20 protein-coding genes and 1 tRNA gene are annotated in these 21,753 nt (G+C 62.9%); 5 read left to right on the forward strand and 16 right to left on the reverse strand.

Going from position 1 to position 21,753, the window contains the following annotated elements; all coding sequences use genetic code 11:
• Positions 1-68 precede the first annotated feature (68 nt).
• From FHS48_RS20320 to FHS48_RS18770, 4 genes are all read right to left on the reverse strand, one after another.
• Complete coding sequence (locus FHS48_RS20320; protein ID WP_260402590.1) at positions 69-1,133, reverse strand: EF-hand domain-containing protein; 1,065 nt, start codon at positions 1,131-1,133, stop codon at positions 69-71.
• A 169-nt stretch (positions 1,134-1,302) separates the two neighbouring features.
• Positions 1,303-1,776, reverse strand: coding sequence for a periplasmic heavy metal sensor (locus tag FHS48_RS18760; protein ID WP_184266114.1), 474 nt, complete (start codon positions 1,774-1,776; stop codon positions 1,303-1,305).
• On the reverse strand, positions 1,773-2,273 hold the full coding sequence (locus FHS48_RS18765; RefSeq protein ID WP_184266117.1) for a hypothetical protein: 501 nt from the start codon (positions 2,271-2,273) through the stop codon (positions 1,773-1,775). Before FHS48_RS18765 ends, FHS48_RS18760 begins: the two co-directional genes overlap by 4 nt.
• Positions 2,270-2,827: an RNA polymerase sigma factor gene (locus tag FHS48_RS18770; RefSeq protein ID WP_221443599.1), complete on the reverse strand. Its 558-nt coding sequence runs from the start codon at positions 2,825-2,827 to the stop codon at positions 2,270-2,272. The genes FHS48_RS18765 and FHS48_RS18770 overlap by 4 nt, the downstream gene beginning before the upstream one ends.
• A gap of 240 nt (positions 2,828-3,067) precedes the next feature.
• On the opposite strand from FHS48_RS18770, the gene msrB reads away from it, so the two are divergent.
• Positions 3,068-3,514 (forward strand): peptide-methionine (R)-S-oxide reductase MsrB, encoded by a 447-nt coding sequence (gene msrB / locus FHS48_RS18775; RefSeq protein WP_184266123.1) that lies wholly within the window; start codon positions 3,068-3,070, stop codon positions 3,512-3,514.
• Complete coding sequence (gene msrA / locus FHS48_RS18780) at positions 3,515-4,045, forward strand: peptide-methionine (S)-S-oxide reductase MsrA (protein ID WP_221443600.1); 531 nt, start codon at positions 3,515-3,517, stop codon at positions 4,043-4,045.
• A 32-nt stretch (positions 4,046-4,077) separates the two neighbouring features.
• On the opposite strand, the gene FHS48_RS18785 is transcribed toward msrA, so the two are convergent.
• From FHS48_RS18785 to FHS48_RS18795, 3 genes are all read right to left on the reverse strand, one after another.
• Positions 4,078-8,013 carry a PAS domain S-box protein gene (locus FHS48_RS18785; protein WP_184266126.1) on the reverse strand — a complete coding sequence of 1,312 codons (3,936 nt, stop codon included), beginning with the start codon at positions 8,011-8,013 and terminating at the stop codon, positions 4,078-4,080.
• Between the two features lie 5 nt (positions 8,014-8,018).
• Positions 8,019-9,179 (reverse strand): FIST signal transduction protein, encoded by a 1,161-nt coding sequence (locus tag FHS48_RS18790; protein ID WP_184266129.1) that lies wholly within the window; start codon positions 9,177-9,179, stop codon positions 8,019-8,021.
• 75 nt (positions 9,180-9,254) lie between these two features.
• On the reverse strand, positions 9,255-10,382 hold the full coding sequence (locus FHS48_RS18795) for a response regulator (protein WP_184266132.1): 1,128 nt from the start codon (positions 10,380-10,382) through the stop codon (positions 9,255-9,257).
• Between the two features lie 283 nt (positions 10,383-10,665).
• Between FHS48_RS18795 and FHS48_RS18800 the strand changes: the two genes are divergently transcribed.
• Positions 10,666-11,916, forward strand: a complete 1,251-nt coding sequence (locus tag FHS48_RS18800; RefSeq protein ID WP_184266135.1) for a putative DNA modification/repair radical SAM protein — start codon at positions 10,666-10,668, stop codon at positions 11,914-11,916.
• A gap of 2 nt (positions 11,917-11,918) precedes the next feature.
• A complete protein-coding gene (locus tag FHS48_RS18805) occupies positions 11,919-12,722 on the forward strand; it encodes a TIGR03915 family putative DNA repair protein (protein WP_184266137.1) in 804 nt (267 codons plus the stop codon).
• 172 nt (positions 12,723-12,894) lie between these two features.
• On the opposite strand, the gene FHS48_RS18810 is transcribed toward FHS48_RS18805, so the two are convergent.
• From FHS48_RS18810 to FHS48_RS18845, 8 genes are all read right to left on the reverse strand, one after another.
• Entirely contained in the window at positions 12,895-14,697 is a 1,803-nt protein-coding gene (locus FHS48_RS18810) for an asparagine synthase-related protein (RefSeq protein WP_311769166.1), read from the reverse strand.
• Positions 14,698-14,706: 9 nt separating this feature from the next.
• Complete coding sequence (locus FHS48_RS18815) at positions 14,707-14,883, reverse strand: hypothetical protein (protein ID WP_184266140.1); 177 nt, start codon at positions 14,881-14,883, stop codon at positions 14,707-14,709.
• Between the two features lie 147 nt (positions 14,884-15,030).
• Positions 15,031-15,915, reverse strand: a complete 885-nt coding sequence (locus tag FHS48_RS18820) for a sulfotransferase domain-containing protein (RefSeq protein WP_184266143.1) — start codon at positions 15,913-15,915, stop codon at positions 15,031-15,033.
• On the reverse strand, positions 15,908-16,867 hold the full coding sequence (locus FHS48_RS18825; RefSeq protein WP_184266146.1) for a phosphoenolpyruvate carboxykinase (ATP): 960 nt from the start codon (positions 16,865-16,867) through the stop codon (positions 15,908-15,910). The genes FHS48_RS18820 and FHS48_RS18825 overlap by 8 nt, the downstream gene beginning before the upstream one ends.
• A gap of 17 nt (positions 16,868-16,884) precedes the next feature.
• Positions 16,885-17,199: a PqqD family protein gene (locus tag FHS48_RS18830; RefSeq protein WP_260402591.1), complete on the reverse strand. Its 315-nt coding sequence runs from the start codon at positions 17,197-17,199 to the stop codon at positions 16,885-16,887.
• Positions 17,200-17,260: 61 nt separating this feature from the next.
• The gene (locus tag FHS48_RS18835) at positions 17,261-17,887 is read right to left on the reverse strand and encodes a 2OG-Fe(II) oxygenase (RefSeq protein WP_184266149.1); all 627 of its coding nucleotides are present in this window, start codon (positions 17,885-17,887) and stop codon (positions 17,261-17,263) included.
• Positions 17,884-18,333: a lasso peptide biosynthesis B2 protein gene (locus FHS48_RS18840; RefSeq protein ID WP_184266152.1), complete on the reverse strand. Its 450-nt coding sequence runs from the start codon at positions 18,331-18,333 to the stop codon at positions 17,884-17,886. The genes FHS48_RS18835 and FHS48_RS18840 overlap by 4 nt, the downstream gene beginning before the upstream one ends.
• Entirely contained in the window at positions 18,330-19,103 is a 774-nt protein-coding gene (locus FHS48_RS18845; RefSeq protein ID WP_184266155.1) for a hypothetical protein, read from the reverse strand. Before FHS48_RS18845 ends, FHS48_RS18840 begins: the two co-directional genes overlap by 4 nt.
• A gap of 492 nt (positions 19,104-19,595) precedes the next feature.
• Here FHS48_RS18845 and FHS48_RS18850 point away from each other — a divergent pair, with 492 nt between their 5' ends.
• Positions 19,596-21,476, forward strand: coding sequence for a RiPP maturation radical SAM C-methyltransferase (locus tag FHS48_RS18850; RefSeq protein ID WP_184266158.1), 1,881 nt, complete (start codon positions 19,596-19,598; stop codon positions 21,474-21,476).
• A 192-nt stretch (positions 21,477-21,668) separates the two neighbouring features.
• Here the strand turns inward: FHS48_RS18850 and FHS48_RS18855 are convergent.
• Positions 21,669-21,745 (reverse strand) — tRNA-Met (locus FHS48_RS18855).
• Between the last annotated feature and the right edge of the window lie 8 nt (positions 21,746-21,753).

Below are 21,753 nucleotides of genomic sequence, written 5' to 3' on the forward strand. Positions count from 1 at the left end.
AGGAAACGGGCCCGGAGATTTCCGGACCCGTCTTCTGCACATCTTCAGTCCATCAGATAAGCCTTCGCTCAGGCCCGGACGTCAACCATCCGCCCGGTCATCGCCGTCTTCAGGAACGACATGCCACTGCCATCTCCGCCACCAAGGGTCTGGAGCAGAGCCATCAGACGGGAAGCCACCGAGTCCGACGACGAGGATGTCGAGGAGGCGGAGGCGGTGGCAGATGTTCCGCTGGCCGCTGCCGGTTCGGTCGTGGTCTCGGTGCTGCCGTCGGAGTAGGTGATGACCGTCACCGTCTGGCTGCCCGAGGTGGTGGAGGTCCGGCTGACTTCGGTTTTTTCCTCCGAGCTGCTTCCACCGCCGCCACCGCCGCCGCCCGCAGGCGGCGGGCCACCGGCCTCCCCGGCCACCTGAGTCCCAGCCTGCGACATCGCATCCGCGAACTGCTGCTGGCTCAGACCGGAAGAATTTTCTCCGGCCAGTTTATCATACAGGGCACCGGCATCGTCTTCGCTGACATCATCCGGACGGCCTGCCACAAACTCTTCCTTGGTCAGGATGCCGTCACCATCCGCATCCAGATCCGAAAACATCTGGGTCGGATCCGGACGGCTAGCCCCGCCGACCCGGTCTTCCGGGCGGCTGCTGGCGAGGGCGCTGGCAAACTGATCAAGGGACAGACCGGTGGTCGTATCCCCGGCCAGCTCGGCATAAAAGGCCTGCGCCTGCTCTTCAGAGACATCATCCGGACGCCCGGCGACAAACTCTTCCTCGGTCAGGCTGCCGTCGCCATTGGCATCAAGGGCCGAGAACATCTCCGAAGGATCCGGCCCCTGACCTTTGCCCGGCCCCTTTCCCTGCTGAATCTGCTGATCCAGCTGGTCCATGGCCTGACGGATCAGGTCGGCATCATCCTGAGACAGGTTCCCGGCCTCGACCGCAGCCGTCAGCTTCTCCTCCAGCGCATCACGGAAGGAAACAGGCTGCGTCTGCTGCTGCCCGGTGGACATCAGGGCAGCGAGCGCCGAGGCCTCGGTATCCTGCTGCCGGGTCCGGCGGGTGGACACCGACCCGGTGTTTGACAGCAGGGATGTCCTGAGATCAGACGAACTGGACAAGGATGAAATCGACATAACGCTCTCCCCATAAGCACGACAGACAAGCAGGCTTCAAAGGGGTTGAACGCGGACGGCCGATTTTTCCTGCGCGGCTTTATCAGTTTTTTTCAGGAGAAACTGACTTTTTATCGTTTATATCGTTTTCATAGAGGAAAACCGCCGAGAAAGCTGAATCCCGACCCCTTCAGCGGGGCTTCGGTTCTCCGGGGCCACCGGGACCGGGACCGGGACCACCCGGACCGCGCGGTCCTCCCGGGCCACGCGGCGGACGGAATTCCGACAGCCGCTTCCGGCCTTCCGGCGACAGCCGGGGAACAATATCCAGCATGATATCGCCCATTGCCGTCTGACGCTGACGCAACTGGGCCTCAGCCGCCACGAAGGCCGTGATATCGAAAGGATCCGCCGCGACCGCCTCGCGCAGTTTCTGGAACTGCTCCTCATGCCGTTCCCGGCTCATCAGAATCCCGTTGGCGGCAATCGCCTGACGCATCAGCCGGGCATCCTCCGGCGGCAGGGTGTCCGCCATTTCCTCCAGCATCTTGCCAAACGGGGGCGGTACCGGCGGTTCACGCAGAAGATGGGTGGCGATGGCGGCCCCCATGAAGGCGTTGCACCCTAACGAAGCGATCAGAATCCAGGTTGAAACTTTGGTCATTGCACGTCCAGCACAGTGTAGGGGGTTGCCATCGCGATCTGTTCCAGCGCGGTCCCCGATGGTGTGGTCAGAGTGATGCTGCGTGCCGTCAGGCTGCCCAGCAGCGCGGCAATCAGCACAACGGAAGCAAGCCGCAGGCCCCACGGCGCGACCGGATCAGGCAGGTCAAACCAGCCCCGGATCCGCTCCGTCAGCCCCAGCCAGCCAGCACGCGGTGAACGGGTGTCCGCTCCGGCGACAGGCCGCCGCACTGTGGACTCCGCCGCCACAGCGGCAAACACAGCATTTTTCACCCGATCCAGAGATCCGGCCTCCAGCCGGGCGGCTGGATCAGCGACACCCAAAAACTCCTCCAGCATCCGGTCGCGGGCCAGAGCATCCCGGGCCAGTGCCGAGCGCTGAACAAGGTCCCGGGCCGCTGCCTGATCGGCGGCAGGCCAGCGGGACAGATCACTGCCCCACAGGTCGAGGCAGTCGAGAAACCGATCCTCAGTCATAGCACGTCTCCCAACCGATCCAGTCCACGCTTGGTAAAGAACGTCCGCAACGCCCGCCGCCCCCGCACCAGCAAGGACTCAAGGGCAGACACAGACACCTCCAGACTCTCAGCCGCGTCCTGACCGGACACATTCCCAAAATAACAGAGCGACAGGGCCGCGCGCTGCCGTTCCGGCAGGCTGTCCAGCGCTTCCTGCACCAGTGCCCGGGCCTGCTCCCCGGAATACTGCTGCAATCCATCCGGCGAAGGATCCTCCGGCTCCGCCACATCATCCAGCGGAGCCATCGGCGCCCGACGCCTGCGGTCAAGGCACAGGTTCAGGACAATCCGGTACAGCCAGGTACTGAACCGTGCCCCGCCGGAGGCATCCCAACGTCCGGCATGACGCCAGACCCTTAAGAAGGCCTCCTGAACTATATCTTCCGCATCCTGCCGGGATCCGGTCATGCGCACGGCCAGCGCCAGCGCACGCGGTCCGTGCCGGTCCATCAGGATGCCGAAAGCCCCGTGGTCCCCGTCGGCAACGGCGGCCAGAAGAGCAGTATCGTCCATGCTCACAGTGCGTATCGGTCCCGGTCTCGTTCCTGATATCAGTTATACGGTGGTGGCACCGGTTTCCTGCGCGAAAAAAGCGCATGTTAACACACGGCCCTGTGACTGGACGGATCCGCCCTGCCGCCCCATCTTCAGGGTCTGACGTCAGGCTTCAGGGTCTGGCTTCAGACTCTGGCCGCCGTTCCGGCCAACATCAGACCGCCCCTGTTTTTTCGTCTGTCAGGAGGACCCGCCCCTATGGCCCCCTACACCAAAACCGAACAGGCCGTGCAGGCCCTGACCCCGGAACAGTACAGAGTTACTCAGCTGGGCGGAACGGAGTACCCCGGCACCGGGGCCTATCTGCACACCAAGGACCCCGGCCTCTATGTCGATGTGGTCTCGGGGGAGCCGCTGTTCCTGTCCACCGACAAGTTTGAGTCCGGCTGCGGCTGGCCCAGCTTTGTCCGGCCGGTGGTTCCCGCTGCCGTGCAGGAGCTGAATGACACCAGTCATGGCATGGTCCGCACCGAGATCCGCTCCGCCCATGCCGACAGCCATCTGGGGCATGTCTTCGACGACGGCCCCCCGGACCGGGGCGGCCTGCGGTACTGTATCAATTCCGCCGCCCTGCGGTTTGTCCCGCGCGACCGCATGGCCGCCGAAGGCTATGGCGCCTATCTCGCCGCACTGGAGGACCACTGAATGACCGACTCCCTTATGCCCCCCGGAACGGAACGGGCCATTCTGGCCGGTGGCTGCTTCTGGGGACTGCAGGATCTGATCCGGCGGCTGCCGGGCGTGCTGAAAACCCGGGTTGGCTATACCGGCGGCGATGTGCCCAACGCCACCTATCGCAACCACGGCAGCCATGCCGAGGCGGTGGAGGTCTGGTTTGATCCGTCAGTCCTGACCTACCGGCGGATTCTGGAAGTGTTTTTCCAGATTCACGACCCCACCACCCGCAACCGGCAGGGCAATGACATCGGGCCGTCGTACCGCTCGGCCCTGTATGTGGTGTCGGAAGCCCAGCGGGCCACCGCCACGGAAACCATTGCCGACGTCAATGCCAGCGGTCTTTGGCCGGGGCCGGTGGTCACCGAGGTGGAGGACGCCGGTCCGTTCTGGGAAGCGGAACCCGAACATCAGGATTACCTGATCCGTTACCCCAATGGCTATACCTGCCACTTCCCCCGCCCCGGCTGGGCGTTGCCCCATCGTGGTGGCGGACAGTAAGGGCGGGCGGTAAGCCGGATAGGATGGATACTCTACCGGGTCGACCCCTCCGCACCGGTTTCCGCCACCTGCCGGAGAGCCCGGAGGGTTTCCAGAGCATCCTCGAAATCAAAGCTGGCGGCCTGCCGGGCCAGAATTCGGGCCTGTGCCGCCAGCGGCGTCCCCTGAAGGGAAGCCAGCAGCTCCGCCGCCAGATCTTCCGCCGCCGGGTCGGCATCGGACAGGACGGTCTCCAGCGTTTCCAGCGTCTGCCCCAACGTCTCCGGCAGAACCGCGCCTTCCGCAGGCGATGGGGCAAGATGCGATTCGTCAGGCCGCACCGCCTCCGGGCTCGGCAGAGTGGCAATCCCCTGCACCACCTCAGACAATGCTTCGGTCAGGAGGTCGGTCAGGACGATGATTTCCCCCCGCTGCGACGCAGCTCCCCTGCCCACCGCAATCTCCAGATCTCCGGCAATGGCGGCAATCCGCTGCGCCCCCAGCGTGGCAGCCGTGCCGCGCAGGGTATGGGCCAGCCCGTTCATCGCAGCCCAGTCTTCCCGCTCCACCAGCTGGCGCCATGTCAGGGCCTCACAGCCGTGACCGACGGCAAAATCCAGCAGCAGCCGGTGCAGCAGGGCGGCATTGCCATTCAGGTTGCGCAGGGCAACGTCCAGCGAGAGGCCCGGCAGAACCGCGGTCTGGAGGATCACCTCCGGCGGTGTCGCCTTGCGGTTGGCCCCGGATGGGAACACCCGGGTGACCGCGACCCCCGGCTGTGTCTGCACAGACCCATCCTGCGGACGCCACCGCAGAACGGTGTCCCGCAGGGCGGCCGGATCAATCGGCTTGGAAATGTGGTCGTTCATTCCCGCCTCAAGGCAGCGGTCGCGGTCACTGGCCATGGCGTGGGCCGTCATCGCAATCACCGGCAGGGCCGCCCGCCCCGGCAGACCGCGGATCGCCCGGGCGGCGGTGTACCCATCCATCACCGGCATCTGCACGTCCATCAGAACCACATCAAAGTCCGCATCCTGCCGCAGACGTTCAACCGCCTCCAGACCGTTATCACAGACGGTGACGGATGCCCCCATCGCCTGAAGCAGCTCCGTCGCCACCATCTGGTTGATGGTGTTGTCTTCCGCCAGCAACAGGCGGAACCCGCGCAACGGCTCCGGCCCCGCCTCATCCCCCGCCAGCGGCGCGGGGGCGGCCGGTGCCGTATCGGCAGACCCTTCAAGGGCCTCCATCACCGCATCAAACATGCCGGACGGTGTGATCGGCTTTTCCAGAACTGCGCTGACCGGCAACTCCTGAAGGTCCGCCAGCAGCCCTTCCACTCCATAGGCGGTGGTCATGATCACCGGCATGGTATAGCCGACACTGCGCATGGTGCGCAGCAGCTCGGTCCCGCTCATATCCGGCATCCGCCAGTCAATCACCGCCAGATCAAAAAGGGCGGACCCGTTGCCGCAGCTCTCCCGCAGCTCTTTCAGGGCCAGTGCCCCGCTGGCGGCGGTACGGGTGGGAATGTTGCTGCGCTCCAGCAGATCCTTCAGGATGGACCGGACCGCCAGACTGTCATCCACCACCAGTGCCCGGCGGCTTCCCAGCGGAAGACGCAGCGACGGCAACGCTTTCGCCACCCGGGTCACCGCCTGTTCCGCCTTCAGCGACAGGGTGACGGTGAAGGTGGATCCCATCCCCGGAACGCTGGCAGCCCCGATGGTTCCGCCCATCAGGTCAACCAGCTGGCGCGAAATCGCCAGCCCGAGGCCGGTACCGCCGAAACGGCGGGTGGTTGAGGTATCGGCCTGCGTGAAGGGACGGAACAGCCCTTTCAACTGGTCCTCGGTCATGCCAATGCCGGTATCGGCGACGGAGATGACCAGCGGCACCAGCCCTTCCTCCGCCGGGTCGGCCCCGGAAGCGGCAAAGCGCAGCAGGATTTCGCCCTGCTGGGTGAATTTGACCGCATTGCCCAGCAGGTTCAGCAGCACCTGCGACAGCCGCAGCGGATCGCCCATCAGGCGCGGCGGAACCGTTTCCGCCAGATCAATCACCAACTCCAGATCTTTTTCCCGCAGGCGGGGCTGCAACACCACCGTCACGTCGTGAATCAACTGGTTCAGATCAAACGGAACCTGCTCCAGAGACAGTTTTCCGGCCTCGATCTTCGAGAAATCAAGAATATCGTTGATCACGCCCAGCAGGGTGCGGGATGCGCCCTGAATTTTATCGAGATAATCACGCTGCCGGGGATCAAGGTCCGTCCGGGCCAGCAGATGGCTCAGCCCGATCACCGCATTCATCGGGGTGCGGATTTCATGGCTCATATTGGCCAGAAAATCACTCTTGGCGCGGTTGGCCTTGTCGGCATCCTCTTTAGCCGCCGTCAGTTCCGACAGGATACGCTTGCTTTCCGACACATCCTTGTGGATCCCGGTCACCCGCAGCGGCAGACCCCGGTCATCCCGGTCGATCACCTTGCCGGAACTGAGAATCCACACCCAGTGGCCGTCCCGGTGCCGCATCCGGAATTCCTGCTCAAACACCTCGGTCTCACCGTCGAAATGACGGTTCAGCTGTTCCAGAACCTCCGGCAGATCATCCGGGTGCATCAACGCGCCCCAGGTGGCCCCGCTGTTGTCCAGATCTTTCGGCTGATACCCCAGCATCGCCTTCCAGCGGTCGCTGAGATAGGCGGCATCGGTCTGCGGATTCCAGTCCCACAGGCCGGTGTTGGACGCCTCCAGCGCAATGGTCAGCCGCTGTTCGCTCTGCTCCATTGCCTCCAGAATCCGCTTCCGCTCGGTGATATCCTGAAATACCCCGACCGCGCCGATAATCTCACCGTCCTCACGCAACGGCACGGCAACCAGAGACACCGGGAAGCGGGTGCCATCGCGGCGGATAAACCATTCATCCTCGCTGCGGTAGGTCTCCCCCTTCAGCACCGCCAGCGAGGACGGACATTCGGTGATCGGCATCGGGGTGCCATCCCACCGCTGGCTGTGCACCGCATCATGCATGCGGATCTGCCGCAGATCGCGCAGCGACCAGCCCAGCAGGCGTTCCGCCTCCGGATTCAGGAAGGTGCAGTAACCGTCCTCGTTCAGGCAGTAGACCCCTTCCCCCATGGAGTTGGTGATGCCCTGCAAAAAGCGCCGGTTCTGCCGCAGCTGTTCTTCCATCCGCTTCTGATGGCTGATGTCGGTGCGGATGGCGATATACTGGGTCGGAACTCCGTCAACGATGTTCAGCGGAACAATCGTCGCCTCGACCCAGTACAGCGTTCCGTCCTTGGCACGGTTGCAGACCTGCCCGTTCCAGACCCGGGCAGAGCGGATCGTCGCCCACAGATCAGCGAAAAACTCTTTGGGGTGAACCCCGGAATTGACCAGACTGTGGCTTTGCCCCAGCAGTTCTTCCCGAGTATAACCGCTGATCTCGCAGAAGCGGTCATTGGCATAAATAATCTTACCCTTCGCATCGGTGATGCTGACGATGGCATGCTGATCAAGAGCGAATTTCTGCTGCTCCAGCGCCTCCTGCACCGCCCGCCGCTGATCGACCAGCTGCGCCACCCGCCGGGCCAGCACCGTCACCGACTGGCTGTCGTCGTCGTCGCCTCCGGCGTCCTCTGCCGGTTTTTCCATACCGTCATCGACCAGCGCCGCCACTGTCACCTGCAACGCTTTCAGGGCATGCCGCTGGGCGGCGGCATCGTTGCGCAGGCGTTGGTTGACCTGCACCAGATCCTGCGAACTCAGCTCCAGACTGCGGCTGCGCAGATCAAGGTCGCGGTCAGACTGCCCATAGGCCTGCGACACCCGGTCCAGCAGCGGGCGCAGCCCCAGCAGCAACGCCTGCCCGGCCGGATCCAGCCGGTCCGCCTGCGCTTCCAGACCGGACAGGGCAGCCTCAAGGTCCTCTTTGGTTTTCAGGCCAAAGGTCCGTTTGATCTGGGACAGCAGCAGGCGGTGCATCAGGCTCAGGCCTCAGTCAGCAGGGCGATGGTCATGGTCTGGTTGTGCAGGCGGCAGGCCGTTCCGTCCGCCGCCCCGCGCTGCGGATTGATCTCGCCATAGGAATAGAAGCCGGTCACGGTGTGGGTGTTGCCAAGCACTTCGGCCACCGCCTCAATTTCCTCATCAACCCGGTCGCCCATCACCAGTTTCCGCCCGACACAGCTGATCAGCAGGGCCAGCCCGCCCTCCGGATCCGCCCCGCCGACCGGATCAGACAGCACCTGAGACGCCGCCTGTTCAGCCCCCAGCACCAACGCATCGGTGCTGGCATGCATCATCCGCAGATAATGCCCTGGCGTGACCGCCCCGGCCAGAATCAGGCTTCCGGCTTCCGGATCAATGCCCAGAATGGTGCGGATCAGCCCTTCCGAGGTGGCGTCCGAGCGGATCATTTCAAACGGGAACAGCAGACCGGACGCCGGAAGGCCTTCAGCATGATCCCCCAGATAGCGGCGGTAAATCTCCAGCGCCGGTTCGTCATCCAGCGTGTACAGGATATTGCCTTCCGCCTTGGTGATCTGGCGCAGCGGGCCGAACGGCTGCCAGCCCCCATAGGAGCCGGTGCGCACCGCCAGCCGGTCGCCGTACAGGGCAACTGCGACCACATGGGTGTCCGACAGGCCCGACGGGCCGATCACGAGCGTATGGCGGAACGCCCCATCATCCCCGGCGAGACCGCCGGACACCGGAACTTCCGCCCCCAGCCGCGACACCAGCCCTTCAATCAGGGCGGTCCCGTTGATCTCGGTGCCCCGCCCGAACAGCAGCACCGCCGCCGGGGTCTGCCCCTCCAGCTGGGCCGCCAGCGCCTCACCGGCGGCGAACGACCCGGCCAGCCCGGTCAGGGGGGCTTCCACCAGACGCACCGCCGTTGAGTCAAAGCGGATGGCGGTGATCACCATCCCAAAATCCGTGACCCCTTCACCCCCGATCTCACCGGCGGTGGAGCAACCGGTGATCACCGCCCGCGGGGCCGCCGCCCGCAGCAGATCCAGCCCTTCCGGGCCGGACAGGCAGCGGATGCTGGCAAACACCAGAATCAGGTCAGGATCCAGCGCCTGAAGCGCAGACAGATCCGTTGCCGGTGTCAGCGGGCCCTTCAGGGTCATCTGGGTGCTGCGCATGCGTTTTCTCTCTTTTGAACCATTCGGGAAACAGAGACGCCTTGCGCCTCAACAGACCGGGTGGCCATCCACCGGTCAGCGGATGTCATCAATCGGCGACCAGACATCATCCTCGTCGGCATAGTGCAGGGCAATCTCGCGGAACCGCTCCTGCAACGTGACAAACGCCTCAATGATCGCCGGATCAAAATGGGTACCGCTGCCGTCGCAGATCATCGACACCGCCTTTTCATGCGAAAAAGGCGGCTTATAGACCCGGCGGCTGATCAGGGCATCGTAGACATCGGCCACCGCCATCAACCGTGCTGACAGGGGAATATCCCGCCCGGCCAGACCGGCGGGATAGCCGCTGCCATCCCACTTTTCATGATGATAGTGCGAAATTTCCACCGCATAGCGCAGAAATCCGCTGGGGGTGGCGGCCTGCTCCTTCAGCGCCGCGACCAGTGCCTGCTGGCCCAGCTCGGCATGGCGCTTCATCACGTCCATTTCTTCGGTGTCCAGCCGCCCCGGCTTCAGCAGGATCGCATCGGGGATCCCCACCTTGCCGATATCATGCAGCGGGGCGGACTTGAACAGCAGGTCAATCGCCTGATCGTCCAGCTCCGGGGCAAAATCCGGATGGTGGCGCAGATGTTCAGCCAGCGCCCGCACATAGTGCTGGGTCCGCTTGATGTGATTGCCGGTTTCGTTGTCACGGGTTTCCGCCAGCGACGCCAGCGCCCGGATGGTGATGTCCTGCGTCTGCTCCAGCTCGCGGGTGCGCTCCCGGATCCGCTCTTCCAGCAGCAGATTTTGATCTTTCAGGGCGCTGCGGGCCTGTTTCAGGGCAAGCTGGGTGCGCACCCGGGCCTGAACCACCGGCAGGGAAACCGGCTTGGTGATGTAATCACTGGCCCCGGCGGCAAAGCCGCTGGTCTCATCATGGGCCTGCCCCATGGCACTGACAAAAATGACCGGAATATCCTGCGTGCGCGGATTCTCTTTCAGGCGGCGGCACACTTCCAGCCCGTCCATCCCCGGCATCATCACATCCAGCAGGATCAGATCCGGCAGGGCATCGCCTTCACAGCGGGACAAAGCCTGCGGACCATCCTTGGCAACAACAAGGGAATAATCCGACCGCAGCAGATCCACCAGAACCTTAACGTTGATCGGCTCGTCATCAACCACAAGAATGCGCGGCCGTTCCGTATCCGCCATTTTCCCCCGCCTTCCCCAGTGGCCCTACGCTGTCCGGTATCTGTCAGCCGACAGTACCCCCATGACCGCACAGGGAATTCACAACTTCGGGCCATAATGCTGATGCCGGTGAAATCGGGCAATGAGGCAAGAGAACCATATCCTTATCAATTCTCTGCCTTCTGCAACCAACCGAAAACGGAACATAAAAGGAACATTTTCATTGATCCCCCGGAGCGACTCAGTATGGTGAGAGACTGATTATAGAGAACAAAACAAGATCACCCCTCACTCCGGTTTCAGCATGGCACAACTGGACACAGCGCAAAAACTCTCCATCCTCGCGGATGCCGCCAAATATGATGCGTCGTGCTCCTCCTCCGGAGGGAAACGGCGCAGTTCTCTTGGCGGCAAAGGGGTTGGATCAACCACCGGCGGCAGCGGAATCTGTCATGCCTACACGCCGGATGGCCGTTGCATCAGTCTGCTCAAGATCCTGCTGACCAACAGCTGTATCTTTGATTGCCATTACTGCATCAACCGCCGGTCATCGAACGTCCGCCGTGCCCGGTTCACCGCCGCCGAGGTGGTGACCCTGACGCTGGATTTCTACCGCCGCAACTATATCGAGGGGTTGTTTCTGTCCTCGGGGATCATTCATAGCCCTGACTACACGATGGAGCAGATCACCGAAGTTGCCCGGTCCCTGCGGGAGGATCATCACTTCCGGGGCTATATCCACCTGAAAACCATCCCCGATGCAGATGCGGACCTCGTCACCCGCGCCGGTCTGTACGCAGACCGCGTTTCCATCAATGTGGAACTGCCAACCCGGAGCGGCCTGCACGTTCTGGCCCCGGAGAAATCAGAAACCCGGATTGAAACAGCGATGGGGTTTATGCACTCCGCCATCACCGATGGAGCTGATGCGCGCCGCCGCTACCGCCACGCCCCGGCATTTGCTCCGGCCGGGCAGTCGACCCAGATGATTGTCGGTGCCGATACTGCCAGTGACCGCGATATTGTTTCCCGTGCCGCCGGCCTGTACCGGCGGTTTGACCTGCGGCGGATCTATTATTCCGCCTTCAGTCCGATCCCCGACGCCAGTGCGGTTCTGCCCCCCAGCCGCCCGCCCCTGATGCGGGAACACCGGCTGTATCAGTCTGACTGGCTCTTACGGTTCTATGCCTTTACCCCGGAAGAGGTGGCGGCTGCCACCGATCCCACCACCGGGATGCTGCCGCTGGACATCGACCCCAAGCTGGCCTGGGCCCTGAAATTTCGCGGCCAGTTCCCCGTCGACGTCAACACCGCACCAAAGGAGATGCTGCTGCGGATCCCCGGCCTTGGTCCCCGGGCCGTACAGGCAATTCTTCAGGCCCGGCGCTGGCGGCGCCTGCGGCTGGAGGATATCGGGCGTCTGACCGTCTCCCTGAAAAAACTCCGTCCCTTCCTGATCGCCGATGACTGGCACCCGGTGGCCCTGACCGACCGTCAGGACCTCCGGGCGTTGGTGGCACCGCCACCCCGCCAGCTTGATCTGTTTGCGGGGTAAGCATGCAGGTGGTGCGTCTGAACCGCGAGGATGACTATGACGGCTGGCGTGACGCCGCCCGGGCTCTGGCCGCCGAAGAGATTCCGGCATCACAGGTGCTGTGGCAGGTCGGGGACCGGGCCACAGACCTATTCGCCGCTACGGCGCTGAGCCGACTACCGGAAAAAACCCTGACGGTGCCCAAAGATTTTCCCGGACTGGCCCACAGCGTGGTCCTGCATCGCGACCCTCACCGCTTCAGCCTGCTGTACGCGTTTCTGCTGCGGGTCATTCATCAGCCACAGGCCCTCCATGACCGCGCGGACCGGCAGGTGAATGTGCTGCGGCGGATGCAGCAGAGTGTTGGGCGGGACATTCACAAGATGCATGCCTTTGTCCGCTTCCGGGACCTTCAGGACGGGGACCGCCGCCGCTTTGTTGCGTGGTTTGAGCCCGAGCACCATATTCTGCGGGCCACAGCGGGGTTTTTCGTCAACCGCTTTGCCAATATGCGGTGGTCAATCCTGACCCCGGACGGCAGCCTGCATTGGGACACCCGACAACTGTCAGAAGGTCCGCCCGCCGGGAAAAGCGATGCCTCCGGCGATGATCCGGTGGAAGCGGTCTGGACACGTTACTACGCCGCCACCTTCAACCCGGCCCGGGTTAATCCCCGCGCCATGCTGAAAGAAATGCCGAAGAAATACTGGCACTCCCTGCCGGAGACAGCCCTGATCTCCGGCCTGATTGCCGGGGCCAACCGGCGGGAGCAGGATATGCTTGCGCCCTTCGCTCCCGGTGAACCTGCCCTGAGCCATTCCCCGTAGGCTGGAAGATTGCGGGGAGTTTTAAGCTGCTCTCCGGGGCTGCGTGGAGCCGTTGGTGGTTGAGAAGATGATCCGGCACCCGGCCCGCTTCAGCCGGCAGGCCCGGGCAAAACTGGCTGCCCTGCTCAGGGTTCATGGCCTCGGGGAGCCCGGAGTGCCTCAAGGCAGCCTTTCAATTCGTCCCCTCAACCCAAGCGATATAGGCACCGACATGCAGCGCCTCCTGCAACATCACCTGTAGCCCGACACGGTCTGCCTCCGCCGCCACAGCATTCTCTGGCCATTTGGCAAGCACCCGCTCAAGCCTGTCCAGATCGATCAGGCGGCTGGCGGTCGGCGATCGCCGCAGCCGTTCCAGCTGATCCGGCAGAGTCGGCCGCATCCGGCTAAGATGAGCGAACCATTCCGGATGCTGATAGCCGCGCCGCCGGTTCTCCGTAATCATCGCTGGCACGCCAGCGGTGCGCAGCAGACGGCGGGATAGCCAGCGGGTGGTGCCGTCCCGCAGATACTGGTCCTCCGGAATAGCCAGACAAAATTCGACCAGCCGCAAATCGGCCAGAGGAGCGCTGTTGCCGATGCCCTGAAAGCTGCGCAGACTGTTCATTCCGTCCGGCCGACGACTGCGGTTACGACAGATGGCGGCAATGCGAAAACGCCGGCTGTCCGGTGACAGAAGGAAGGAAGGGTCGTTCCCGCGCTGACGCAGCCGTTCGGCCATACCAAACCGCCGCAATGTCTCTTCGCTCAGACCGCAGGCGGGCAGAAGATCCAGCTCACTGAACCGCTTCGCACCCAGGAATGGCCTGACCAGAGAGTGCCATGCCAGACTGGCCATCCGGCGCGGATGGCCCCGGGATGTCAGCGCCAGTTCACGGGCAAGGCGAAACCAGTGTCCCTGCCGGAGCAGGGTCGGCAATCCGCGCAACCCGTCCCAGGTCAGGCTGAGATTGCCAACCGCCCCCGTCAGGTAGGAAGTAGCCCCGAGCGCCACAGCCCGGCGGGCGGGTCCGTTCAGCCAGGTGATATGGGTGGCCATCCGGTAAGGCGCGGCACCGGCGGATGTCAGGGCCCAGTTCTCCGGTGTCCAGTCGGCTTCTGGATGCGGTGGCAGGAATTCCGGGCGCAAGCCGGGGAAGGCTGCCGCCAGAGCCTCGACATAGGGGCGTTCATCGGCAATGCCATCGCCCGGTGCCAGAGGCAGCCCTGGCTCGGGAACCGCCGTCAGGAAGGGCACAGAAGGCGCATGACGCCGCGCCGACACCGCCAGACAGGCGCTGTCCAGACCGCCGCTGCCCATGATGGCGACCGTCTCCCCCCGCATCCGATCCGCCACCGCCTGATCAAGCAGTTCGCGGGCCCGGTCAACATAATCCTGATCCGTGCCCAGTTTGATACGACGGTCCGGGTCAAACTGGTGAAAGACCCGGCACTCGTCGGCGTCGGCGGTCATCAGCACGCAGGTGCCGGGCCGGACCTTGCGGATGCTGCGATAGAACGTCGCCTCATCATCACCGTAATTCATCGCCAGATGATCGGCGACGAACACTTCATCCACCTCCCGCGGCACACCGGGAAGAGCCAACAAATCGCGCAGACTGGTGGCAAACAGCAAGCGGTCGCATCCACGCCAGTAATAGACGGTGCGCATGCCCATGGCATCGCCTGCCAGCAACAGCCGACGTTCGTCGCCAAACCACACGGCCAAGGCAAAATCACCCAACAGACGGCCGGGGGTTCCGCTCCCCCACTTCTCCACCGCCCGTGCTGCCAATTCCGTGTCAGTCAGGTCATGACCACCGGGAAGATCAAGTGCGGTGGCCATGGTGCGGCGGTCGTCTAACCGCCCCGCGAAGGCAACCCCCCACTGCCCGCCTCGAACCGGCAGAAAACCCGGTGGCGGATCGCATCTGTCCCCGAGACCGAAAACGACATGCCCCGAAAATCCGGTCATGCTGCGGCGGAGGCCACCCATAAAGGCCCCTCAGCTGGTGGAACCGTTGCCATCGGAGCGCGGCCCCGAGGTCGTCACCGTGCCCGCTTCCACATCCAGAATGGAGTATGCAGGACGATGCCAGACAGGGCGTTCCGCCACTCCATCATCCGGCTCGGTCGTGGCAGGCTTTTCCTGATTATTCATGGCACTCTCCATCAACGGCATTCAAGATACTTATCCTTGGATAACCGTAAATACCAGTGATTTAGGACCGGTGATTTAGAACCGGTGATTTAGGAATTAAACAGAGGCCGCCGGAGAATGGCAACCCCGGAGCGATGACCTCCGGTCCGGGAGTAAACCGGACGGTATTCAGGCATACCTCTCGGGATCCGTGCCACTATCCCCACAATCATAGCCGAGCCACCGCATCACCGGACCATGATCGGCCAGAATACGCGCAGCCTGCGCCTGTGCCAAAACCCCGCGCCAGCTGCCAGCCCGGCCCTGCCGGAAGAAGGGTGCTGTCGAACCGGCCTGCCGTTCCCTGAAGCCCTGCACCTGTTCCTGAGCCTGTAACCGTCCGAACCGTGTGGCATCTACGACTCTGGCGACACTGGCGCTGTCATGGGCGATCCTCAGATGGTCGGCCACCAGTCGCAGGCTCCATGCCGGATCGGCCAGCAGATCCTCGTACCGCAGCAGGAGCACCGGGATGTCCCGCTGATTCAGCCAGGACAGCACATGGCCCGACCAGGTGCCAAGCGGCTGTGCCAGATGTTTTCGGTGCCGGTCGCCCGCAGCCGACAGGGTCGCCGCCGGGTCCGCCATCGTGGCAATGGTTTCATCCGGCGTCGTGCCCCGGTGATGGGCAAAGGAAACGGCGACGTCGCGGGGGTCACGCACCAAATAAACAGCCCCCCGACTGACCGAAGAAGGAAAGACCGCTTCACCACCGGGGACATGCCAGTACCGGTCATGAACCTTGCGCAGGATCAGGCCCTCCCCCGTCTCGGCGGCGATGGCGCGGTTCAGTGCTGGCTGTGCCGCTATCCGTTCGTCAGGAAACAGTTCACCGGACGGCACCACCAGCAACTCGTCAAACTCACTCTGGCTGGCAGTGCCCACCTCGTTGCCGAGACCGTTGATATCAATGGGCTGACCGCCCCCTATCAAGCCCAAAAGCATCAGGCGCAGCCATGTATTCCCTGATTTCGGATACGATACAATCCAGCCGATTGCCGCCCCGTCAGCCACCGGCCTTCTCCTTGCCGTTATCGCAGAGTGCCGAAACGACAAGGTCTGCCAGACGGGAGGGATCAACGCCCTCCTCCGGTCGGACCAACTGATAAATGGGAACTATGGTCGCCAGTCGGACCAGATCCCGGAAAAGCCCGACCCGGCGTCCGAGCCGCCGCCCCAACCGGGCGCGATAGACCAATTCCTCGATGGGGGTGATGGCGGTGGGTCCGGTCAGGCGGTAGAGAACCGGCGTGTCCAGTCGACGGTCGATGTCAAGGCGGATCACCGCCCCCAGACGCTTCGGGCCGACATCGGCACCACGGGCCGCCAGGACCCGTTTGGGATGATTGGGACGTCCGGTTTCCAACCCTGCATGGGAAAGGCCCAACAGGCCCGCTGCGTCAGGCCAGAGCCGAACCCGGGGTGGGCCGGGAATGACCATGGCCTTGCCGTCCCGGAAATCGACCGGACAGACATCATCGGTGACAACATCATGGCCGCACATCGACAGGGCACCGGCCAGTGTGGATTTCCCCCGGCCCGACACGCCGGCCATGGCAACAGCCACATCACCGACCATGACACAACTGGCATGCAGTGGCAGCACCCCACGCTGATGCAGAATGGCACCCGCCACCGCACTGAACAGGAAGGTTTCAATAGTGCTGGTTTCAGCGTTGCTGTTCTCGTCCAGGGTCAGACAGCCGCCGTCACGGATCAGGAACGCCACAATGCCGGGAATGCGGACCAAGACACTGCCGTCGCCGCCGATTTCCACGAAGGGACTGGCCCAGACAGCCCCTGCCAACTGCTCCGGCACCCGGCCGCGCCGAAGCGACAGGTCGGGGACCCCTCCCTCCGGCATCACAGGCAATGACGGCAGCGGCACCACCGATCGCAGCCGGTAGCCATAGAGCAGACAATCCTTACCCTGATCGGGCAAGGGCGGTACCGGCGGTGAAGACATGTCCAGTTCCCGGCACTTTACCGAGTGGAACCAGCATCGACGACCTCAATCAGGTCGATGCTTCGCAGATCCTCAAGGAAAGCTGTCACATCGGCCAGTATCGTGTCGGAATTGCCCTGATAACGCAGGCCCAATTCGTCGCAGAGCTGACGGATCGTCTGCGGCTGCTCCAGCAGCTTCCACAATACTGATCCGATATCATCAAGACCGACATACTGGCCGCGGATCATCCCCATCACAATCACTTCACCATCAATCGCAGCGGTGATCTGTTCCGAGTGCCAGGTCACTTTGGTTTCCGGCAACAATGCGTCGGGGCGGCTGATGGACAAAGGATCTGCTTTCACGGCTGGAGGGAGTGAATATCACGATATTGAAAATAATACTAAATACTTAGCGGTGGATCCACATATTTACGGCAAAGCGCCGGTCGGCAAATGCATTGCCCGGGCAGGTCAGGCGCTGCACGGAATGGGGAAGAATCGAGGGAAAGGCTGCCAACCGGTTGTGATCAGGCATAATATCCTGAAACGCTTCCCCCCCCAAGGCATGCAGGCGGAGGGCACCGCCGGTGAACCCCCGCGGCTGACGGTGAAGATAAAGGACAAGGGTCAAGACCCGCGGGTTCGGGCATCGGTTTACCACCACGAACGTGTCAATATGCTGCTGGAAATGTGCCCCGTCACCATGGGCGGCCATTTCGATTTCCACCTCGCTGGCGGTGAACGCCGGCATGCCGAACAGCCTCTCCAGCATCGGCTGGGCGGTCAGTGCCGCCCGCGTCACCTGCTCATGGAAGGGGCCGAGATGGGATAGAACCGATACCTGCCGGATGGTTTCGTCCACCATGACCTTACCACTGTGCAGGATCGAGCCCGGGCAGAAACGGCTCTCATTCGCGATGGCATACTCCAGCAGGGCATCGGCCAGAGGCGACGGAAGCCAGTCGGATTGTACATCGTGGGGCAGGAACAGCCCGCCGTTTGCTGGGATCTCTGCCGCTCCGAAAGTCGCAGTCATGTCACGAACACCGAGATTGGCTGATAGCGGGGCATCTGTTTTCCGCCTGTGACCAGAATTCCCCGGCACCGGCTCCAGGCATGGGCGGTCATTGTCCCGTCACGTTCCTTCGCTACACCGAAATACACCTGAACCGCGTGGCCACGGCGGCGCAGCATCAGAGCCGCCGCCACGGCCTGCTGTAGGCAGACGGCACGGAAGGGGGCAACGGAGGCCCCCCGGCGCACCGCATCCGCAACCGAGAGCACAAAGGGCGCACCCGCCACTCCATCCATCTCCTCACTGCCCCCGCGTTCCAACCGCAGCCCCAGCCAGCGCATGGCGATGCGGAAGGGCAACAGGATCAGCACGATCCGGGCGACCGCCAACAGTGCCAGCGCCTCGGCGGCCAGCCAAAGCTCGGAAACCGGCAAGGTTAGCCCACGCCAAAGCTTGCGTGTATTCATACTGTTTCCTCCTCCGGCGCAGCTGTCGCGGCATAACAGACGGTGGCCGGGTAAAGTCGACGTCCGCCGGTAAAATCCCGATAGGTATCGTCCCCCAGACGATAGGCTTCCTTTATCCAATGGGCCAAGGTCTGCTGCACCCGGATCCGGCTTGCGGACAGCGGCGGTTCCATATGGATAAGGGACAGGAGCGCCGCCTCCAATCCGGCCTGTTCGGGCTGGAAGGTAAAGCGGTCGGACGGGCCACAATGAACCTCATATTCCGTGCAGCCGCGCTTAATGAAGACGGACACAGCGCTCCCCAGCTTAGGATGCCGGTCCACCGCCTCGCGGACAAGCCTGTGGGCGGCGCGGGCGGCATCCAGCCCATGCAGATAGAAATAACCGCCATAAAGGCCGGACGTATAGGGGGTCGCCGCGTCTAACCCACATTTGTAGGTATAGGGCAGAGCGTGACTGATATCGCGCAGGGCAACAAGCTGCCGCAGGCTGCCCGGCACCACTTTTACCTTGAAGCAGGCGGCGCAGCCGGCTGGTACCTGCTCTTGGCGATAGACATAATGAAACATGACTCCCATATAGAATCGGCAATTCCGGCTTGCATCCCTGTATTCACGGACCCACTCTGATGGGATGCCATCAGCAGAAGGGCGGATCCAGGTTCCATCATCACACGGTTGCAGGATCCCGTCGGCAACAGCCTCCGAAAGGCTGTCGGCGACAAGTCGGCCCGCGACGTGGCGGGCCAGGACATCGTGAGCATCGGTCATGAACGGCCGACTTCCGCCCAATATGGTGCCAGAACGGACATAGGAGATCCTTTTTGCCCCCACAGGGGCGTCTTCCGGGGTTCCGGCGTTTCCCCGGTCACGGTCATCGGGCCGGGACCGGGCATAATGGTTTTATGGTACAATAGCCCGTGAAGCTATGGCAATCTGCCCCCGGATCATCGGCGGAACACGGTCAGAACGCCTCAGCCTCTGTTTGGCCCCCTTCTCGCCGAGCGGGGATACACGACGGTGGGATTGGATCATAACAGCGTTTGAAAAGACCGCAGTGACCCGGGTCTCCAGCATCCCGCACGGTCCCAGACTGGCGCCAGTCGCGTCTGAAGCATCCGCAGGCTTTACAACGTGAGTGCTGAAGCGATACCGGATATGGTGTTTCCGCGCGATACCGCCCGGAACGGACCCTGAACTATGCCTGCCCCTGCCATGCCATCACCGGCAATACCCCCGATAACGCCTGACGCTGATTGCACTGTGGCGTTGCTGATGATGCCGTTCGGCCCCAGCGACCGGCCCTCTCTGGGACTATCGCTGTTGGCGCAATGCCTGAACGATGAGGGTATTGCAGCGCGTTGTTTCTATCCTAACCTGGATTTCGAACGGCGCATCGGTGCCCCCCTTTATCGCGATCTGGGTTACGATTTGGCCCGCATACAGGCCGGAGAGTGGCTGTTTTCCCGTTTTCTCGACCCGGTCGGAACCCCGGATGATTTCCTCACCGCCATGGGTCGGGGACGCATCCGCCACAAACCCGCCTTCGGGCGGCTGGCCAAGGCAATCCCCCGCCTGCTGTCCGAGGCCGCTGCCCTGCTCGATGACTGGCTGTCCCTGATCGGCCAGCTGCGCCCCCGGGTCGTTGGCCTGTCCAGCTGCTATCAGCAACATCTGGCCAGTCTGGCGATGGCCAGACGGATCAAACAGGCTTATCCCGACATTCTGGTCGTTTTGGGCGGCACCAACTGCAATGCCCCCATGGGCGAGGAAAGCTTCCGCTGTTTCCCGTTTCTGGATGCCGTGGTGTGCGGCCCCGGCGAGATTGCTTTCCCCGATCTGGTCAGACAACATCTGGCTGGAGAATGCTGCATCGACGCTCCCGGTGTCTTTTTCCGGTCCCCCGGCGGCGGCATCAAGCTGCCAACGGTGCCCGTGGCGCTGGAGCCAGATCTGAACCGGCTGCCAATACCTGCCTTCGATGATTTCATGGTCGCCTGGGACCAGCCGACGGTTCAGCCAATCCGCCCGGCGCTACCCATCGAGGCGTCGCGGGGTTGCTGGTGGGGACAGAAGCATCATTGCGTGTTCTGTTCGGAAAATGCCGATTCCATGCACTACCGGTCTAAATCCCCCGATCGGGTCCTGAAGGAATTCAACTGGATACTGGATCGTTATCCGGGCTGCCGCATCTGCGGCACGGACGAGATCCTGGATTTGCGCCTGATCGACACTGTGATGCCCCGGCTGGCGGCCCGTGCTGGTGAGCGGCAGATCTTCTTTTCCGTTAAGGCCAATCTGCGGAAGTCACAGTTAGTCCAGCTCGCCGCCGCCGGTGTGACCTCCCTACAGCCGGGGATCGAAAGCCTGTGCGACGAGATCCTGGGCCCCATGCGCAAGGGCGTCACGGGATTGCAGAATATCCAACTGTTGAAGTGGTGCCGTGAACTGGGCATCGGCACGGTCTGGGGCATTCTGTGCGAATTTCCGTTTGAAAAGCCGGAATCCTATACGCGTATGGCTAAGCTGGTACCGTTGTTGACCCACTTGCAGCCCCCGAAGGTATCCAGCGTCTCTCTGCAACGCTACAGCCCCCTCTATGCACAGGCGGAACGCTTCGCCATAACCGGCATCACCCCCCACCGAAGCTATCGTTGGATTTACCGACTGGGAAAGGGCAGTCTGGAGCAGCTGGCCTATCGCTTCGAACGCAGATCGGATGGTGTCAGGGCCGCAGACAGTTATACCGACGCCCTGCGCCGGGCGGTCGATGACTGGAATCACAGGGCCGACCGCTCCTGGCTGTTCCATATTGAGGATCAGGGGGCTTTGCTGATCGGCGATACCCGTGCGGCAGCGACCCGCCCCATCCATCGCCTGGAAGGCGCTGCCCGTCATCTGGTGCTGTTCTGCGATCAGATACAGTCCCGGCATGCGATCACGCGGAATCTGACTGAACTGGGCTACTCAATGACCGATGCGGAGCTGGCTTTGATACTGGAACACCTGATCCATGACCGCCTGTTGGTTGAAGACAGAGGCCGCTATCTAAGCCTTCCGGTCGCTGTCGGGCGGCGCTACCTGCCGCCCCCGTCCCTCCTGTCGTCGGTTGTCGCCGGGGGACGGACGGTCGCTGGTGATTGAGGGATGACCGAGGCTTTGCCTCATCTGAACCAAGGAGCTGATTGCGACACGCACAGGATAACCACCCCCTTCGGTTCACGGAGAAGCTTCTCAAAAGCATCGAAATATGAGTCACTGCCCCGGCAAGAAGGGAAACCATCACCCCGAAATGCAAAAGCCCCCCAGCGTAAGCTGGAGGGCTTTTGAGGTATGTGGTTGCGGGGGCAGGATTTGAACCTGCGGCCTTCAGGTTATGAGCCTGACGAGCTACCGGGCTGCTCCACCCCGCGGTGTGGTG

It is taken from the genome of Novispirillum itersonii (genome assembly GCF_014205675.1).
In the GTDB taxonomy this organism is placed as follows: domain Bacteria; phylum Pseudomonadota; class Alphaproteobacteria; order Rhodospirillales; family Rhodospirillaceae; genus Novispirillum; species Novispirillum itersonii_A.